We start from the raw sequence: 16,456 nt of genomic DNA, 5'->3' as shown, positions 1-16,456 counted from the left end.
GCGCCATAGGGCGCGGCGATGAACGGCTGGATCATCCTCGACAAACCGCTGGGGCTCGGCTCGACGCAGGCGGTCGGCGCGGTCAAGCGCGTGTGCCGCGAGGCGGGGCTGGGCAAGGTCAAGGTCGGCCATGGCGGCACGCTCGACCCGCTCGCGACCGGCGTGCTGCCGATCGCGCTCGGCGAGGCGACCAAGCTCTGCGGGCGGATGCTCGACGCGAGCAAGGTCTACGACTTCACCATCCGTTTCGGGGTGCAGACCGACGGCCTCGATGCCGAGGGGGCAGTGGTCGCGACGAGCGCCGTGCGGCCGGCACTGGCGGCGGTCGAGGCGGTGCTTCCGCGCTTCACCGGGCCGATCGAACAGGTGCCGCCGGCTTTTTCGGCGATCAAGGTGGGCGGCGAGCGCGCCTATGATCGCGCGCGCAAGGGCGAGGCGGTCGAGATGAGGCCGCGGGCGGTGACGATCCATTCCCTTTCGCCCCTCCCGTTCAGGGGAGGGGCCGGGGGTGGGGTCTCACGATCGGGCGCGGCGTATGACGCCAAACCCCACCCCAACCCCTCCCCGGAAGGGGAGGGGCTAGAGGAAATCACCCTCACCGCCCATGTCTCCAAGGGCACCTATATCCGCAGCCTCGCGCGCGATATCGCGCTGGCGCTCGGCACGGTCGGCCATGTCACGATGCTGCGGCGGACGAAGGCGGGGCCGTTTACCGCGCAGCAGGCGATTTCGCTGGACAAATTGAGCGCGTTCGGCCAAGGGGCCGCGCAATCAGAAATATTTCTGCCGCTGGAGGCAGGGCTGGTCGACATCCCGGCTCTGGACCTCTCCCCGGAAGCGGCAGGGGCGATCCGCCAGGGTCGCGTCTGGACCGGGGTAAGCGCGGATGACGGGCTCTATTGGGGACGGGACGGCGACAATCGTCCGATCGCCCTGATCGAGGCTTTGGCGGGAACGCTGAAGGTCGTGCGCGGCTTCAACCTGTAAAATTCGATGTTCGAAGGAAAAAATATGTCGATTACCGCTGAACGCAAGGCCGAAGTCATCAAGGAACATGCGCGCGCCGAGGGCGACACGGGTTCGCCCGAAGTCCAGGTCGCGATCCTGACCGACCGCATCAACAACCTGACCGGCCATTTCAAGGCGAACCACAAGGACAATCACAGCCGCCGCGGGCTGCTGATGATGGTCAACAAGCGCCGCAGTCTTCTCGACTATCTCCGCAAGAAGGACGAAGGCCGCTACGCCGACCTGATCGCGAAGCTGGGTCTTCGCAAGTAACGTCATCGTTCGGCCCCCGATTTCGGGGGCCGTTTGCGTATGGCGTTATCCCGGCGAAGGCCGGGATCCAGGGCGGCGGAAGCCTCCCTGAAACAACCGGGCCCCGGCTTTGGCCGGGGAACGGTGAAGGGGCATCCCGCATCCGGCGGGTCATGTCCTTGGAAGGGGCAGACAGACGCCCCGTACCGCCCCGGGCCGGATTGCCCGGAATCAGAGGCCCCGCCCGGCATAGGGCCCGGCGGGCGAAGGAAATACCATGTTTGACGTGAAAAAAGTATCGATCGAGTGGGGCGGTGAAACGCTGACTCTCGAAACGGGCAAGGTTGCCCGCCAGGCCGACGGCGCCGTCATGGCGACGCTGGGCGAAACGGTCGTCCTGTGCGCCGTGACCGCCGCCAAGTCGGTGAAGGACGGGCAGGATTTCTTCCCGCTCACCGTCCATTATCAGGAAAAATATTCGGCCGCCGGGCGTATCCCGGGCGGCTTCTTCAAGCGCGAACGCGGCGCGACGGAAAAGGAAACGCTGATTTCCCGCCTGATCGACCGCCCGATCCGCCCGCTGTTCCCCGAAGGTTTCTATAACGAGATCAACGCCATTGCCCAGGTGCTGAGCTATGACGGCCACAACGAGCCCGACATCCTCGCGATGGTCGCGGCGTCGGCCGCGCTCACCATCTCGGGCGTGCCCTTCATGGGCCCGATCGGCGCCGCGCGCGTCGGCTATGTCGACGGCGAATATATCCTCAACCCGACCGACGAACAGGTTGCCGAAGGCGACCTCGACCTCGTCGTCGCCGCCACCTACGACGCGGTGATGATGGTCGAATCCGAAGCGAACGAACTGTCGGAAGAGGTCATGCTCGGCGCCGTCCTGTTCGCGCACGACGCGTGCAAGGAGGTCGTCAAGGCGATCGTCAAGCTCGCGGAGCAGGCCGCCAAGGATCCGTGGGACATCGACGCGGGCGACGACAATGCCGCGATCAAGGACAAGCTGAAGAAGCTGATCGGCAAGGACATCGCCGCCGCCTACAAGCTGACCGACAAGTCGGCGCGCTCGAACGCGCTCAACGAAGCGCGCGCGAAGGCGAAGGAACAGTTCACCGCCGACGGTCTCGACCCGCAGAGCGTCATGGCCGGCATCAAGCTGGTCAAGAAGCTGGAAGCCGAAATCGTGCGCGGCGCCATCCTGAAGGACGGCACGCGCATCGACGGCCGCACGACGACGCAGATCCGTCCGATCCTCGCCGAAACGCACTTCCTGCCGCGCGCGCACGGCTCGGCGCTGTTCACCCGCGGCGAGACGCAGACGATCGCGACCTGTACTTTGGGCACCAAGGAAGCCGAGCAGATGATCGACGGCCTCAACGGCCTGTCGTATCAGAACTTCATGCTGCACTATAACTTCCCGCCCTATTCGGTCGGCGAAGTCGGCCGCTTCGGGGCGCCCAGCCGCCGCGATATCGGCCATGGCAAGCTCGCCTGGCGCGCGCTGCACGCGGTGCTGCCGTCGAAGGAGGATTTCCCTTATACGATCCGCCTGACCAGCGACATCACCGAATCGAACGGTTCGTCGTCGATGGCGTCGGTGTGCGGCGGGTCGCTCGCGATGATGGACGCCGGCGTGCCGATCAAGCGTCCCGTCTCGGGCATCGCGATGGGCCTGATCCTCGAAGGCAAGGATTATGCGATCCTCAGCGACATCCTGGGCGACGAGGATCACCTCGGCGACATGGACTTCAAGGTCGCGGGCACGTCCGAAGGCATCACCACGATGCAGATGGACATCAAGATCGCGGGCATCACGCGCGAGATCTTCGAGGCCGCGTTGAACCAGGCGAAGGAAGGCCGCGCGCACATCCTCGGTGAAATGGCCAAGGCGCTCGGCGAGGTGCGCAGCGAATTGTCGGCGCATGCGCCGCGGATCGAGACGATGCAGATCGACAAGGCGAAGATTCGCGACGTCATCGGCACCGGCGGCAAGGTGATCCGCGAGATCGTCGCGACCACCGGCGCCAAGGTCGACATCGACGACGAAGGCGTGATCAAGATCTCGTCGAGCGACCTCGACCAGATCGAAGCGGCGCGCAAGTGGATCGCCGGCATCGTCGAGGAAGCCGAAGTCGGCAAGATCTATGACGGTAAGGTCGTCAACCTCGTCGATTTCGGGGCGTTCGTGAATTTCATGGGCGGCAAGGACGGTCTCGTCCACGTCAGCGAAATCAGGAACGAGCGCGTCGAAAAGGTCTCGGACGTCCTGAGCGAAGGCCAGGAGGTCAAGGTCAAGGTCCTCGAGATCGACCAGCGCGGCAAGGTCCGCCTGTCGATGCGCGTCGTCGACCAGGAAACCGGCGAGGAACTGGAAGACACCCGCCCGGCGCGCGAACCCCGCGAACCGCGCGGCGATCGCGGCCCGCGTCGTGACGGCGGCGATCGCGGCGATCGTGGCCCGCGTCGCGATGGCGGCGGTGGCCGTGACCGCGGCCCGCGCCGCGACGGCGACCGTGGCCCGCGCCGCGAGCGCAGCGAAGGTCCCGAAGACCAGGGTCATGTGCCCGACTTCCTGAAGGACTGAGCGCTTCGCGACGAGAAAAGGGAAGGGGCCGCATTTGCGGCCCCTTTTTTGTGGGCTCGCCGTCCGCGCCGACTCGGGGTTCACTCCAGCGGCGCCACCGGCCGGGGCCGCCGGTCGGGGCCCATGGCGACGAAGGCGAAATTCGCCTCGGTCACCTTGTTCGCTTCCTCCGAATGGCGGTCGCGCGCCCACGCTTCGACCGCGACCTGCATCGAGGTGCGTCCGACCTTGCGCAGCCGGGCATAGACCGACACCTCGTCGCCGACGAAGACGGGGCGGTGAAAGGTCATGCCCTCCACCGCGATCGTCACCGCCCGGCCGCGGGCATGGAGCGAGGCGACCGAGGAGGCGGCAAGGTCCATCTGCGCCATCAGCCAGCCGCCGAAGATGTCGCCATAGACATTGGCATTGGCGGGCATGGCGGTGACGCGCACCGCCGGGGCGCCTTCGGGCAAGGCGTCAGGCTGCATCATAGGCCCCCTTGACGCGCAGCCGCCGCGCCGCCGCGACCATCGCGACGAGGGCGGGGCGAACCTCGTCCCATTTGCGCGTCTTGAGCCCGCAATCGGGGTTCACCCACAGCTGGTAGAGCGGGCAGCCGCCGGCTCGCCTGCTTGAGCAGTTCGCTCATCTCGCTTTCCGCCGGGATGCGCGGCGAGTGGATGTCGTAGACCCCCGGCCCGATCTCGTTCGGATAGGCATAGCCGGCGAACACGTCGAGCAGCTCCATCTGCGACCTTGCGGTCTCGATCGAGATCACGTCGGCATCCATCGCGCCGATCGCCGCGATGATGTCGTTGAATTCCGAATAGCACATATGGGTGTGGATCTGCGTGTCGTCGGCGACCCCCGACGCCGCCAGGCGGAACGCCTCCACCGCCCAGTCGAGATAGGCCTGCCACTCGCCGCGGCGCAGCGGCAGGCCTTCGCGCAGTGCCGCCTCGTCGATCTGGATCACCGCCGCGCCGGCGCGCTCGAGGTCGAGTACCTCGTCGCGGATCGCCAGCGCGATCTGGCGGCAAGAGACCGCGCGCGGCTGGTCGTCGCGCACGAAGGACCAGTTGAGGATCGTCACCGGCCCGGTGAGCATGCCCTTCATCGGCTTGTCGGTCTGGTCCTGCGCATAGCGCCACCATTCGACCGTCATCGGCTCGGCGCGCGACACGTCGCCATAGAGGATCGGCGGACGCACGCAGCGCGAGCCATAGCTTTGCACCCAGCCGCTCTGGGTGAAGGCGAAACCGGCGAGCTGCTCGCCGAAATATTGCACCATGTCGTTGCGCTCGAATTCGCCATGAACGAGCACGTCGAGCCCGATCTCCTCCTGCCATTTGATCGCGGCGCGGGTTTCGACGCGCAGATATCGGGCATAGGCGGCATCGTCGATCTCGCCCTTGATATGCGCGGCGCGCGCCTTGCGGATCTCGGGTGTCTGGGGGAAGGAACCGATCGTCGTCGTCGGAAAGGCGGGCAGGCCGAGCCGGTCCCGCTGCAGTTCGCGCCGCGCGGCGAAGGGCGAGCGCCGCTCGACCATTGCGGCATCGACGCCTGCCAGCCGGTCCTGCACGGCGGGATCGTGAATGCGCGGCGAGCTGCGGCGCGTCGCGGCGGCGGCGCGCGTCGCGGCCAGTTGCTCGGCAACGCCGTCCTCGCCCTCGTTCAGCGCCTTGGCGATCGTCGCCAGTTCGCCGATCTTCTGCACGGCAAAGGCCAGCCATTCGGCGATTTCGGGATCGAGCCTCTTTTCGAGCGCGAGGTCCACGGGCACGTGAAGCAACGAGCAGGAGGGCGCGACGATCAGGTCGCGCGTCGCCGCGACCGGAGCGATGCGCGCAAGGATCGCGTCGAGGTCGGCGCGCCAGATATTGCGCCCGTCGATCACGCCGAGCGACAGCAGCATCGTCTTCGGCACCCGCGCGCAGACCGGGCCGAGCTGTTCGGGCGCGCGGACGAGGTCGATGTGCAGCCCGTCGACCGGCAGCCCCGCGACGAGCCCCAGATTCTCGCCGAGCCCGCCGAAATAGGTGGTGAGCATCAGCTTGACGCCCTTGCCCGCCAGCCGCGCATAGGCGGCCGCAAAGGCGTCGTGCTGCCCATGGTCGAGATCGAGCACGAGGCAGGGTTCGTCGATCTGCACCCAGTCGGCACCCGCCGCGGCGAGCGCCGCCAGCAACGCCTCATAGACCGGCAGCAGCGCGGGGAGCAGCGACAGCGGCTCGACCCCGCGCCCCTTCGCCAGCATCAGATAGCTCACCGGCCCCAGCAGCACCGGCCGCGTGTGATAGCCGAGCGCCCTGGCTTCCAGAAATTCGTCGACCAGCCGCGTCGACGACAGGCGAAAGACCTGCCCGGCTTCGAGTTCGGGGACCATATAATGATAGTTGGTGTCGAACCATTTGGTCATTTCCTGCGCGGTCGCGTCGAGCCCGTGCGCGCAGCCTGCATCGCCGCCGCCCTGCGTTCCGCGCGCCATCGCGAAATAGGTGCCGAGGCCGGCCGCCGCGCCGTCCCATCGATATCGCGCCGGGATGGCGCCCACCATGACCGACATGTCGAGCACATGGTCATAGAGCGAGAAGTCGCCCGAGGGCAGGATGTCGGCGCCGAGCGCGCGCTGGCGCGCCCAGGCCGCGGCGCGCAATGCCGCCGCGCCTTCGCGCAGCTCGTCCGCGGTCTTTTTGCCGGACCAATAGGCTTCGAGCAGGAATTTCAGTTCGCGGCGCGGACCGATGCGGGGGAAGCCGAGGGTGGCGACGGAGATGGCCATGTTTCATACCTTGCATTGGGCAAGGCGCAGGCCGGTGCGTATGCGACAGCCGATGCACCCGGCAGGGCAAGCCCGGGCGCAGCCACGCATGCGACCAGACCGGACACCCCGCCGGAGGACGTTATCTGACGAGGCAGGTCTCCTGGCTCGCGGATCGACGCGGCGGTCTGGCCTTCCCGATCCCTTGCCGGATCAGTGACACGTCTCGACCGCCGCTCACCGCTTACAGTTGCGGGGGCAGCGCCGGCCTTGCCCGCTCCCCATCGTGGCGAGCGCGCGCACCGGCTTCCCGTCTTAGCCCTGCGCCCTGCCGGACGCGGGGAACCTCGACCAGCCCAGAATAGATCGAAGCGCGCGGTTGTCAATCGACATATAAAGATTTCTTTATATCGTGTTTCCGTGGCGGGGCCGAACCGCCGGGTGTCGCCACGGCGGCATTTCTTCGGCTATGGCGGGGGGATGCCGACGCCCTTTCTTTCCGCGCTTGCGATGGCCCTCGCCGCCCAGCCGCCGGTCCCGCCGCAGACGACACAATTGCCGCCGCCACCGGCGCCGATCTCCGGACCTGAGACCCCACTGGTCGAGGTCGACACGCGCCCCTATGTGGCGCTCGTCACCGATCTTGGCACGATCACCGTGCGGATCGAGGACCGGCGCGCGCCGGTCACTGCCGCCAATTTCCTCCGCTATGTCGATTCGAAACGGATGGACGGCTTTGTTTTCTATCGCTCGACGCGCAACTGGGGCGCCAGCGCGCGCCTGGTTCAGGCCGGTCCCGGCGAGGGCGGGGAACCGAATTTCCCGCCCGTCGTGCACGAGCCCACGACCCGGACCGGCCTCACCCATTGCCGGGGCGCGCTGTCGATGGCGCGGTTGGCGCCCGGGGACGCCGCGGCCGATTTCTTCCTGATGCTGTCGGGCGTTCCGGCCTATGATGCCGACCCGGCGCGTGATGGCGACAATGCGGGTTTCGCGGTGTTCGGCGAGGTGATAGCCGGCATGGAGGTCGCGGAGGCGATCTACGCCGCACCGGTTTCGCGCGGCCGCGGGGCAGGGGGTAATGGTCGGCCAGATGCTCGATCCGGTGGTGACGATCCGGACCGCGCGCCGGATTTCCGCGCCGAGCAGACGCGCCCGCGGGCTGCGTCGTCAAGGCGCCATAGATTGGCGTTCGTCGTGCGCTGGCGCCGAAACCCATGCAAAACGCCCATCATTTATTTTGCGTTCATCGGCGCTGTGGCTATACCGCGCGCATGACTCAGCGTCCCACCCTGCGCGCCTCGACGCGCCTGCTCGCCGCCGCCCTTGCCATCACCCCCTTGCTGGCGGCCTGCGCCGGCGGCGGCGGGGTCAAGAAGGACACGCGTTATGTCGCGCGCGACGTCAGCACGCTGTACCGCGCGGCGCAGGACCGGCTCGACAGGGGCAATTACGGTCTCGCCGCCGCGCTGTTCGACGAGGTGGAGCGCCAGCATCCCTATTCGCCCTGGGCACGCCGTGCGCAGCTGATGAGCGCCTTCAGCTACTATATGGACCGTGAATATACCCCCGCGGTCGAAGCGGCGCAGCGCTTCCTCGCGATCCATCCGGGCAACAAGGACGCCCCCTATGCCTTCTATCTGATCGGGCTCAGCTATTATGAGCAGATCAGCGACGTCACCCGCGACCAGAAGATCACGCAGCAGGCGCTCGCCGCATTGGGCGAAGTGATCCGCCGCTATCCCGACAGCCGCTATGCCGCCGACGCGCGGTTGAAGATCGACCTGGTGCAGGACCATCTGGCGGGCAAGGAAATGGAGATCGGCCGTTTCTACCAGCGCAGCTCGAACTGGCTCGCCGCGTCGATCCGCTTCCGCGAAGTGAGCGAGAAATATCAGACGACGAGCCACACGCCCGAAGCGCTGTACCGGCTGACCGAATGCTATCTCGCACTGGGCGTGCCGTCGGAGGCGAAAAAGTCGGCCGCCGTACTCGGCGCCAATTATCCGGGCAGCAAATGGTACGAACGCGCCTATCAGCTGATGCAGAAGCATGCGCCGAGCGCGTGATGCTTGACCGTCGCCCCCGCGCAGGCGGGGCCGCTGGCCGACTTGCCCGGCGTCGCCGCGTAAACCGATTGCAGCCTCCGCCTGCGTGGGGGCGACGAGCTATTGCAGAATAGATTCGCTTTTTGTTCTGCGGTAAGGACGTTGGGGTCCGAATCCACTATTGATGCGATCGAGGTTTGGGGCGATTTGGCCCAGTGCTAGGAGGCGAAGCGCAGGAATATGTCGATATTTCCAGCGCTGCCGACGCCGCAATGGGCCAAATCGGTCAAATCCCGAAGGGACATCAAAATGGCTTCGGTCTCGAAGCGAGCTGACTTTGCGGGTAACGCCGCTACCCGCTACAGCCATCTCACTCCGATACCTTCGCCATTTTGATGCCTCGACCGCATCAATAGTGGATTCGGATCCCTTATGCTGACCGCTCTGTCCATCGCCAACATCGTCCTGATCGAACGGCTCGACCTCGATTTCGCGGCCGGGCTCGGCGTGCTCACGGGCGAGACCGGGGCGGGCAAGTCGATCCTGCTCGACGCGCTCGGGCTGGCGCTGGGCGCGCGTGCCGACAGCGCGCTGGTGCGCCAGGGCAGCGACAAGGCGCAGGTCACCGCCAGCTTCGCGCCGCCTGCGCCGGGGACGGCGCTCGCCGCGCTGCTGGGCGAGAATGATATCGAAATCGAACCCGGCGAGCCCTTGCTCGTTCGCCGAACGCTGAAGGCCGACGGCGGCAGCCGCGCCTTCCTGAACGACCAGCCCTGCTCGGCGGCGCTGCTGCGCGAGGTCGGGGGCCATCTGGTCGAGATCCACGGCCAGCACGACGATCGCGGTCTGCTCGCGCCCGCGGGCCACCGCGCGCTGCTCGACGCCTATGGCCGCTGCGACAGCGCCGCGGTCGCGGCGGCGCATGGCGAATGGCGCGGCGCCGAGGCGCGGCTGGCGGCGGCGCGCGCGGCGCTCGACGAGGCAGTGCGCGACCGCGAATGGCTCGAACATTGCGTCGCCGAACTGACCGCGCTTGCGCCGCAACCGGGCGAAGAAGCCGAACTCGCCGAGGCGCGCACAACCATGCAGAAGGGCGAGCGCATCGCTGGGGATATGGGCGCGATCATGGCGGCGTTCGAGGGCAGCGACAGCGGTCCCGCGCAGCTCCGCGCGGCGGCGCGGCGGCTCGACCGGCTCGCGGGCGACCACCCGCTGCTCGCCGAGGCGCTCGCCGGGCTCGACCGGGCGATCATCGAGGCCGACGAGGCCGAGCAAAGGCTGCAAGAAGCCGCGCGTGCGCTCGAATATGACCCGGCGCGGCTCGAGGAGGCGGAGACGCGGCTGTTCGAGCTGCGCGCGATGGCGCGCAAGCATCATGTCCAGCCCGACGAACTCGCCACCCTTGCGGGCGACCTGGCCGCGCGGCTCGACGCGATCGAGGGCGGCAGCGAGGGGCTGGCGAAGCTGGAGGCCGAGGTCGCGGCAAAGGCCGCCGCCTACACCCACGCCGCGGCCGCGCTCTCCGATGCGCGGAGCAAGGCGGCGGCGCGGCTCGACAAGGCGGTGGCGGGCGAACTGGTGCCGCTGAAGCTCGATGCCGCGCGGTTCCGGACGCTCGTCGAACGCCTGCCCGCCGAGCGCTGGGGGCCGGAGGGCATGGACCGCGTCGAATTTCTGATCTCGACCAATCCCGGCGCGCCCTTCGCGCCGCTCGTCAGGATCGCGAGCGGAGGCGAATTGTCGCGCTTCATCCTCGCGCTGAAGGTCGCGCTCGCCGAAGAAGGCGGCGCCGACACGATCATCTTCGACGAGATCGACCGCGGCGTCGGCGGCGCGGTGGCGAGCGCGATCGGCGAACGGCTGGCGCGGCTCGCGGGCGCGGGCAAGCAGCTTCTTGCCGTCACCCACTCGCCGCAGGTCGCGGCGAAGGGCGCGTCGCACTTCCTGATCGCCAAATCGAGCGAAGGCACGGTGACGCGCACCGGCGTTCGCGCGCTCGGCGAAGCCGAACGCCGCGAGGAAATCGCCCGCATGCTGTCGGGGGCGGAGGTCACCGACGAAGCGCGGGCGCAGGCGGAACGGTTGCTGGAGGTGGCGGGGTGACGCGAATTGGGCACACCAAAAGCCCCTCCTCTTCAGAGGAGGGGTTGGGGGTGGTGAAGCTCGGTCGGGCTCGATGCCCGAGCGAGCTTGTTTGCACAAGCTCGCCACCACCCCAACCCCTCCTCTGAAGAGGAGGGGCTTTATGGTTGAACGCCACGTCATGCTTGCCCGCGCTGCCAAGATGCGCCGTGAGCCCACAGAAGCTGAAAAGCGGCTCTGGCGATATCTTTCCGGTGCTAAGCTGAGCGGCCTGAAGTTTCGTAGACAAGCCACTATCGGCGGCCCTATCGTCGACTTCTTCTGTCCGTCGAAAGGCTTGATCGTGGAGGTCGATGGCATGACTCACGACCGGGAAAGAGATGGCGCGACGGACGGTGGGACGATGGCTCAATATGGTTATGCTACCGTTCGGGTAACCAACGATGACGTGCTCGGGAATATGGACGGCGTACTGCAGCATATAGAGATTGTCGCGCTCGGGCGTCCGGACCGATGGCCTCACCCCAACCCCCTCCCCTGAAGGGGAGGGGCTTTGAAAGACGAATTTCACCCCCTCGACCGCCCGGTCTGGTCGATGCTCACCGGACGCCAGATGCATCTGGCCGAGGGGCACGCGCGGGCGCTGCGGATCGACCGCGGCTATGGCGTGTTTGGGGTCGCCGCCGATACCGGAGCCGAGGCGCAGGCAGCGCTCGCCGCGCTGATCCCCGCCGATGGCGAGCTCTGGATCGTCGAAGGCGATCGCTGGCCGCTGCCGCCCGGCACGCGCGAGGGGAAGCGCGCGGTCCTCGCGCAGATGGTCGCCGAAGGCCCGCCGCCCGCACCGCGCGCGGGCGAGCCGCCGATCATCGCGCTGAGCGATGACGACGCCGCCGAAATGGCCGCGCTCGCCGACCATGCCAGGCCGGGGCCGTGGGGCCCGAAAACGCATCTCTACGGCCCCTTCTTCGGCGTTCGCGAGAGCGGCCGCCTGCTCGCGATGGCGGGCCAGCGCATGCTGATGCCCGGCATGGCCGAGGTCAGCGGGGTCGCGACATGGGAGGATTGCCGCGGCCGCGGCCTCGCCCGCGCGCTGATCGGCCATGTCATGCGCGCGATGGTGGCGCGCGGCGAGACGCCGTTCCTGCACAGCTATGCCGACAATGCCGGCGCGATCGCGCTCTACGAATCGCTCGGCTTCCGCATCCGGCGGCAGGTGCATGTGCTGGTGATCACGAAATGAACCGTCGCGAACATCTCGCGCTGCTCGCGATGGCGGCGGCGCTGTTGCCGGCGGCGAAGCTGCGCGCGCTGGAGGATGTCATGGAAGAAGCCGTTCCCGAATATGGCCTGATCGGCCAGATGATCGCGCAGCCCGGCCAGCGCGCGGCGCTGGTCGCGGCGCTTTCCGAAGGCAGCGACGCGATGCCGGGCAATATCGCCTATCTGGTCGGCGAGGACAGCGCGAACCCCGACGCGATCTGGATCGTCGAAATCTGGGAAACGAAGGAGGCGCATGCGGCGTCGCTGCAGCTTCCCGCCGTGCAGGAGGCGATCCGCAAGGGCCGCCCGCTGATCGCCGGATTTGGCACTCGCGCCGAGTTCAAGCCGGTGGCAAAAGCGCACGCATGACCGAGATGGAATCGCTGTCCGAAGCCGACGCCGCCAACGAACTGATGCGCCTGGCGAAGGCGATCGCGCATCACAACAAACTCTATCATGCCGACGACAGTCCGGAGATTTCGGATGCCGATTACGACGCGCTCGTCCGCCGCAACAACGCGCTGGAGGCGGCCTTCCCGCACCTGATCCGCGCCGACAGCCCGAACCGGCTGGTCGGCGCGGCGGTCGAGGCGTCGCCGCTCGCCAAGGTCGCCCATGCGGTGCGGATGATGAGCCTCGACAATGCGTTCGGCGGCGAGGATGTCGAGGAGTTCGCCGCGCGCGTGCGGCGCTTTCTGAACCTGCCCGGCGATGCGGTCGTGGCGCTGACCGCCGAGGACAAGATCGACGGCCTGTCCTGCTCGCTGCGATACGAAAAGGGCCGGCTGGTGCAGGCCGCGACGCGCGGCGACGGCAGCATCGGCGAGGACGTCACCGCGAACGTCCGCACCATCGGCGACATCCCGCAGGAGCTGAAAGGCGAGGTCCCCGACGTCTTCGAGATCCGCGGCGAAGTCTATATGTCCAAGCGCGATTTCGCGGCGCTCAACGAACGGCTGATGGAAGAGGGACAGGCGCTCGCGGCGCAGCGCGAGGTCGAGTTCGATCCCGCCACCGTCCGTCAGTTCGCCAATCCGCGCAACGCCGCCGCGGGATCGCTGCGGCAGAAGGATGCCGACATCACCGCCTCGCGCCTGCTGCGTTTCCTCGCCCACGGCTGGGGCGAGGTCAGCGCGCTGCCCGCCGCGACGCAATGGGAGATGATGAAGTGCATCGAAGGCTGGGGCGTGCCGGTGTCGCCGCTGCTCCGCCGTTTCGAAAGCGTCGCCGATGTGCTCGCGCATTACCAGACGATCGAGGCGAAGCGCGCCGAACTGCCCTATGATATCGACGGCGTCGTCTACAAGGTCGACCGGCTCGACTGGCAGGCGCGGCTGGGCTTCGTGGCAAAGGCGCCGCGCTGGGCGATCGCGCACAAATTCCCCGCCGAACGCGCGCAGACGACGCTGGAGGCCATCGACATCCAGGTCGGCCGCACCGGCAAGCTGACCCCGGTCGGGCGCCTCACCCCGGTCACCGTCGGCGGGGTCGTGGTGTCGAACGTCACGCTCCACAACCGCGACGAGATCGGCCGGCTCGGCGTGCGTCCCGGCGACCGCGTCGTCATCCAGCGCGCCGGCGACGTCATCCCGCAGGTGGTCGATAATCTGACCCGCGAGGCCGAGCGCGCGCCGTTCCTCTTCCCCGACCATTGCCCGGTCTGCGGCAGCGAGGCGGTCGCCGAGGAAGGCGAGGTCGATGTGCGCTGCACCGGCGGCCTTATCTGCAATGCCCAGAAATTCGAGCGGCTGCGCCATTTCGTCAGCCGCGGCGCGCTCGATATCGAGGGGCTGGGCGAAAAGAGCATCGCCGAATTTCTGGAACTGGGCTGGCTCGACAAGGGGCCTGCCGACATCTTTCGCCTGAAAGACCATCGCGACGAACTGCTCGCGCGCGAGGGGTGGAAGGAAAAGTCGGTCGACAATCTCCTCGCAGCGATCGAGGCGAAGCGCGAACCCGACGCGGCGCGATTGCTCTTCGGGCTCGGCATTCGCCACATCGGCGCCGTCACCGCGCGCGACCTGCTCAAGGGCCTCGGCGACATCGCGCGGCTGCCCGAAAAGGCGGCGGAGCTTCGTGCATGGCTCGACGCCAATCCGCAGGGCGACGGGGAATCCGACGGCAAATATGCGGGGCGCAAGCTCGAGGCGATCAAGGCGATCCTCGAAGTGCGCGCCGACGGCATCGGCCCCGCGGTCGCCGAGGCGCTCGGCGATTTCTTCCACGAACCGCACAACCGCGACCTGTGGGACGATCTGCTCGGCGAAGTGTCGCCGCCGCCTTATGTCGTCGAAACGCGCGAGAGCGAGGTGTCGGGGATGACCGTGGTGTTCACCGGCAAGCTCGAAACGATGAGCCGCGACGAGGCCAAGGCGCAGGCCGAAGCGCTCGGCGCCAAGGCCGCGGGCAGCGTCAGCGCCAAGACCGACCTGGTGGTCGCCGACCCGGGCGCGGGATCGAAGCTCAAGCAGGCGGCGGCGCTCGGCATCCGCGTTATCGACGAGGCGGAGTGGGCGAAGATCGTGGAGGCGGCTGGCTAAATCCTCCCCGCTTGCGGGGAGGTGGCAAGCCGCAGGCTTGACGGAGGGGGCTCGCGTTATCAAGCCTTGGCATCAGGATGATAGCCCCCTCCACCATGCTTCGCATGGTCCCCCTCCCCGTTCCGGGGAGGATATATTAAGTGGTGCGCGTCATCACAGACGGCGCGGCCGAAATGCCGTGAGGAGACCACATGGCCAAACGTGACTATCTCGACCATCTGATGCGCGATCTCGAATCGCATACCGAGGTGCGGCGCTTCGGCAGCGGCTGGCTGTCGGGCTTTTTCGCACTGCTCTTCGCGATCGCCGGATTCGGCATGGTGATCGCGCTGCGCTTTCCCGACTGGTTCGCGACCCCCGAACTCGACATCGTCAAGAACTGGGGCGGTTTCCGCGGGGTGATCCACCTCGTGCTGCTCGCCAGCTACGGTCTCGCGCTGCTCAGCCTGCTGCTGCGTCCGCGCAAGGTGCTCGGTGCCACCGCGCTGATGATCGCACTCGCCGCCGCGCTGCTCGGCGGCGCGAACGTCCAGCCCGCCGAGACGCGCGACTGGGGAATCTTCTTCGGGCTCGACTTCTTCGTCGTGAACCTGCTGATCACCGGTTTCATGTTCGCGCCGCTCGAACGCGCCTTCCCGCATCGCCGCGCGCAGCGATTGTTCCGCACCGAATGGCGCGAGGATCTTTTCTATTATCTGGTCAGCACGATGTTCGTGCAGGTTCTGAGCTTTCTCGCCCTCGCGCCGCAGGAATTCGTCAACGCGCACACGAACAGCTGGGACGCTTTCCGCGCCGGGGTCGCGTCGCTGCCGTGGATCGTCCAGTTCCTGATCGTCCTCGTCGCCTCGGACATGGTGCAATATTTCTTTCACCGCACCTTCCACCGCTACCCCTTCCTCTGGGGGTTCCATGCGGTGCATCACAGCGCCAGGTCGATGGACTGGCTCGCGGGATCGCGGATGCATTTCATCGAGATCATCCTCTTGCGCGCGATCACCTCGCTGCCGCTCTTCACGCTCGGCTTCAGCCCCTCGGTGATGCAGGCCTATATCGGCTTCGTCTATGTCTGGTCGTCTTTGCTCCACGCCAATGTCGGGGGCAATTTCAACCGGTTCGGCCACTGGATCGCGACCCCGCGCTTCCACCACTGGCACCATGGGCTCGAACGCGAGGCGTTCGACGTCAATTTCGCGATCCATTTCCCGTGGATCGACAAGCTCTTCGGCACCTTCCACCTGCCCAGGGATCGCTGGCCCGAAAATTACGGCATCCCCGAGGATGTGCCGAAAAACTATTGGGGCCAGATGCTCTATCCCTGGACGCGCACCGGCAAGAAGACCGACGAGACACCGGCGGAATAGACCTCCGTCGTTGCGATCCCGGCGAAAGCCGGGGGAAGCAGTCCAGGGCGGGTTTGCGCCACTCTGGATTGCCGCGTCGCCTTCGGCTCCTCGCAATGACGAGGCGTTGGTGGCGTGCGACCTTGCCAGCCTTCGGCGCCCGGCATAAGGCGCCCCGCGTGGGCATCCTCGCCGCCTTTCGCCGTCCGGGCATCCTTCTCCTGCTGCCTTTGCTGCTCGCGCTCGCCGCGCGCATCCTCGTCGCGCCGGGCTGGATGATCGAGACCGACGCATCGGGGTCGATCACCGTCCGCGTCTGTTCGGACCCGGCGAATCCCGGCGCCACCGTCACCATCCCCATCGAAAAGGTGGCACAGCATGATGGCGCCGTTTCGGACCAGCACTGCCCCTGGGGCGCGCTCGCGGTGGCGCCGATCGTTCCCGCCGAGCCCGTCCTGCCCGCCGCGCCGGCGGCGCTGCAACCCTTGCCCGTCGCGATCCCGTCGCTCGGCTATGCTCCGGGCATTGCCTCGCCGCTGCCGCCGAGTACCGGACCGCCCGCCTTCGCCTGATCCAGCCTGAAA

14 protein-coding genes, 1 pseudogene and 1 riboswitch are annotated in these 16,456 nt (G+C 67.3%); of the genes and pseudogenes, 12 read left to right on the top strand and 3 right to left on the bottom strand.

Annotation, left to right across the window (positions count from 1 at the left end):
• Positions 1–18 precede the first annotated feature (18 nt).
• From truB to pnp, 3 genes are all read left to right on the top strand, one after another.
• Positions 19–987, top strand: a complete 969-nt coding sequence (gene truB / locus N0A20_RS14060; RefSeq protein WP_260580977.1) for a tRNA pseudouridine(55) synthase TruB — start codon at positions 19–21, stop codon at positions 985–987.
• 24 nt (positions 988–1,011) lie between these two features.
• A complete protein-coding gene (gene rpsO / locus N0A20_RS14055) occupies positions 1,012–1,281 on the top strand; it encodes a 30S ribosomal protein S15 (RefSeq protein ID WP_260580976.1) in 270 nt (89 codons plus the stop codon).
• 256 nt (positions 1,282–1,537) lie between these two features.
• The gene (pnp, locus tag N0A20_RS14050; RefSeq protein WP_260580975.1) at positions 1,538–3,853 is read left to right on the top strand and encodes a polyribonucleotide nucleotidyltransferase; all 2,316 of its coding nucleotides are present in this window, start codon (positions 1,538–1,540) and stop codon (positions 3,851–3,853) included.
• A gap of 80 nt (positions 3,854–3,933) precedes the next feature.
• Here the strand turns inward: pnp and N0A20_RS14045 are convergent, their stop codons facing one another.
• The 3 genes and pseudogenes from N0A20_RS14045 to metE all read right to left on the bottom strand — a co-directional run.
• Entirely contained in the window at positions 3,934–4,326 is a 393-nt protein-coding gene (locus tag N0A20_RS14045; protein WP_260580974.1) for an acyl-CoA thioesterase, read from the bottom strand.
• A complete protein-coding gene (locus N0A20_RS14040) occupies positions 4,313–4,429 on the bottom strand; it encodes a hypothetical protein (protein WP_260580973.1) in 117 nt (38 codons plus the stop codon). Before N0A20_RS14040 ends, N0A20_RS14045 begins: the two co-directional genes overlap by 14 nt.
• A 73-nt stretch (positions 4,430–4,502) precedes the next feature.
• Positions 4,503–6,620: pseudogene (metE, locus tag N0A20_RS14035) on the bottom strand (5-methyltetrahydropteroyltriglutamate--homocysteine S-methyltransferase); the annotation flags it as partial.
• 114 nt (positions 6,621–6,734) lie between these two features.
• Positions 6,735–6,964, bottom strand: a riboswitch (cobalamin riboswitch).
• Positions 6,965–7,109: 145 nt separating this feature from the next.
• Between metE and N0A20_RS14030 the strand changes: the two are divergent.
• From N0A20_RS14030 to N0A20_RS13990, 9 genes are all read left to right on the top strand, one after another.
• Complete coding sequence (locus N0A20_RS14030) at positions 7,110–7,877, top strand: peptidylprolyl isomerase (RefSeq protein WP_260580972.1); 768 nt, start codon at positions 7,110–7,112, stop codon at positions 7,875–7,877.
• Positions 7,874–8,668, top strand: a complete 795-nt coding sequence (locus N0A20_RS14025) for an outer membrane protein assembly factor BamD (RefSeq protein ID WP_260580971.1) — start codon at positions 7,874–7,876, stop codon at positions 8,666–8,668. Before N0A20_RS14030 ends, N0A20_RS14025 begins: the two co-directional genes overlap by 4 nt.
• 411 nt (positions 8,669–9,079) lie before the next feature.
• Positions 9,080–10,750, top strand: a complete 1,671-nt coding sequence (gene recN / locus N0A20_RS14020) for a DNA repair protein RecN (RefSeq protein ID WP_260580970.1) — start codon at positions 9,080–9,082, stop codon at positions 10,748–10,750.
• Between the two features lie 142 nt (positions 10,751–10,892).
• Positions 10,893–11,270, top strand: coding sequence for an endonuclease domain-containing protein (locus N0A20_RS14015; RefSeq protein WP_260580969.1), 378 nt, complete (start codon positions 10,893–10,895; stop codon positions 11,268–11,270).
• A 54-nt stretch (positions 11,271–11,324) separates the two neighbouring features.
• Complete coding sequence (locus tag N0A20_RS14010; protein ID WP_260583918.1) at positions 11,325–11,972, top strand: GNAT family N-acetyltransferase; 648 nt, start codon at positions 11,325–11,327, stop codon at positions 11,970–11,972.
• Positions 11,969–12,361 (top strand): putative quinol monooxygenase, encoded by a 393-nt coding sequence (locus N0A20_RS14005; protein WP_260580968.1) that lies wholly within the window; start codon positions 11,969–11,971, stop codon positions 12,359–12,361. The genes N0A20_RS14010 and N0A20_RS14005 overlap by 4 nt, the downstream gene beginning before the upstream one ends.
• Positions 12,358–14,532 carry an NAD-dependent DNA ligase LigA gene (gene ligA / locus N0A20_RS14000; RefSeq protein WP_260580967.1) on the top strand — a complete coding sequence of 725 codons (2,175 nt, stop codon included), beginning with the start codon at positions 12,358–12,360 and terminating at the stop codon, positions 14,530–14,532. The genes N0A20_RS14005 and ligA overlap by 4 nt, the downstream gene beginning before the upstream one ends.
• Positions 14,533–14,723: 191 nt before the next feature.
• Positions 14,724–15,893 (top strand): sterol desaturase family protein, encoded by a 1,170-nt coding sequence (locus N0A20_RS13995; protein ID WP_260580966.1) that lies wholly within the window; start codon positions 14,724–14,726, stop codon positions 15,891–15,893.
• Positions 15,894–16,051: 158 nt separating this feature from the next.
• The gene (locus N0A20_RS13990; RefSeq protein ID WP_260580965.1) at positions 16,052–16,444 is read left to right on the top strand and encodes a hypothetical protein; all 393 of its coding nucleotides are present in this window, start codon (positions 16,052–16,054) and stop codon (positions 16,442–16,444) included.
• The last annotated feature ends 12 nt before the right edge of the window (positions 16,445–16,456 follow it).

Source organism: Sphingopyxis sp. PET50, assembly GCF_025244705.1.
Lineage (GTDB): Bacteria > Pseudomonadota > Alphaproteobacteria > Sphingomonadales > Sphingomonadaceae > Sphingopyxis.
This window is presented reverse-complemented; position numbering and strand designations above follow the sequence as displayed.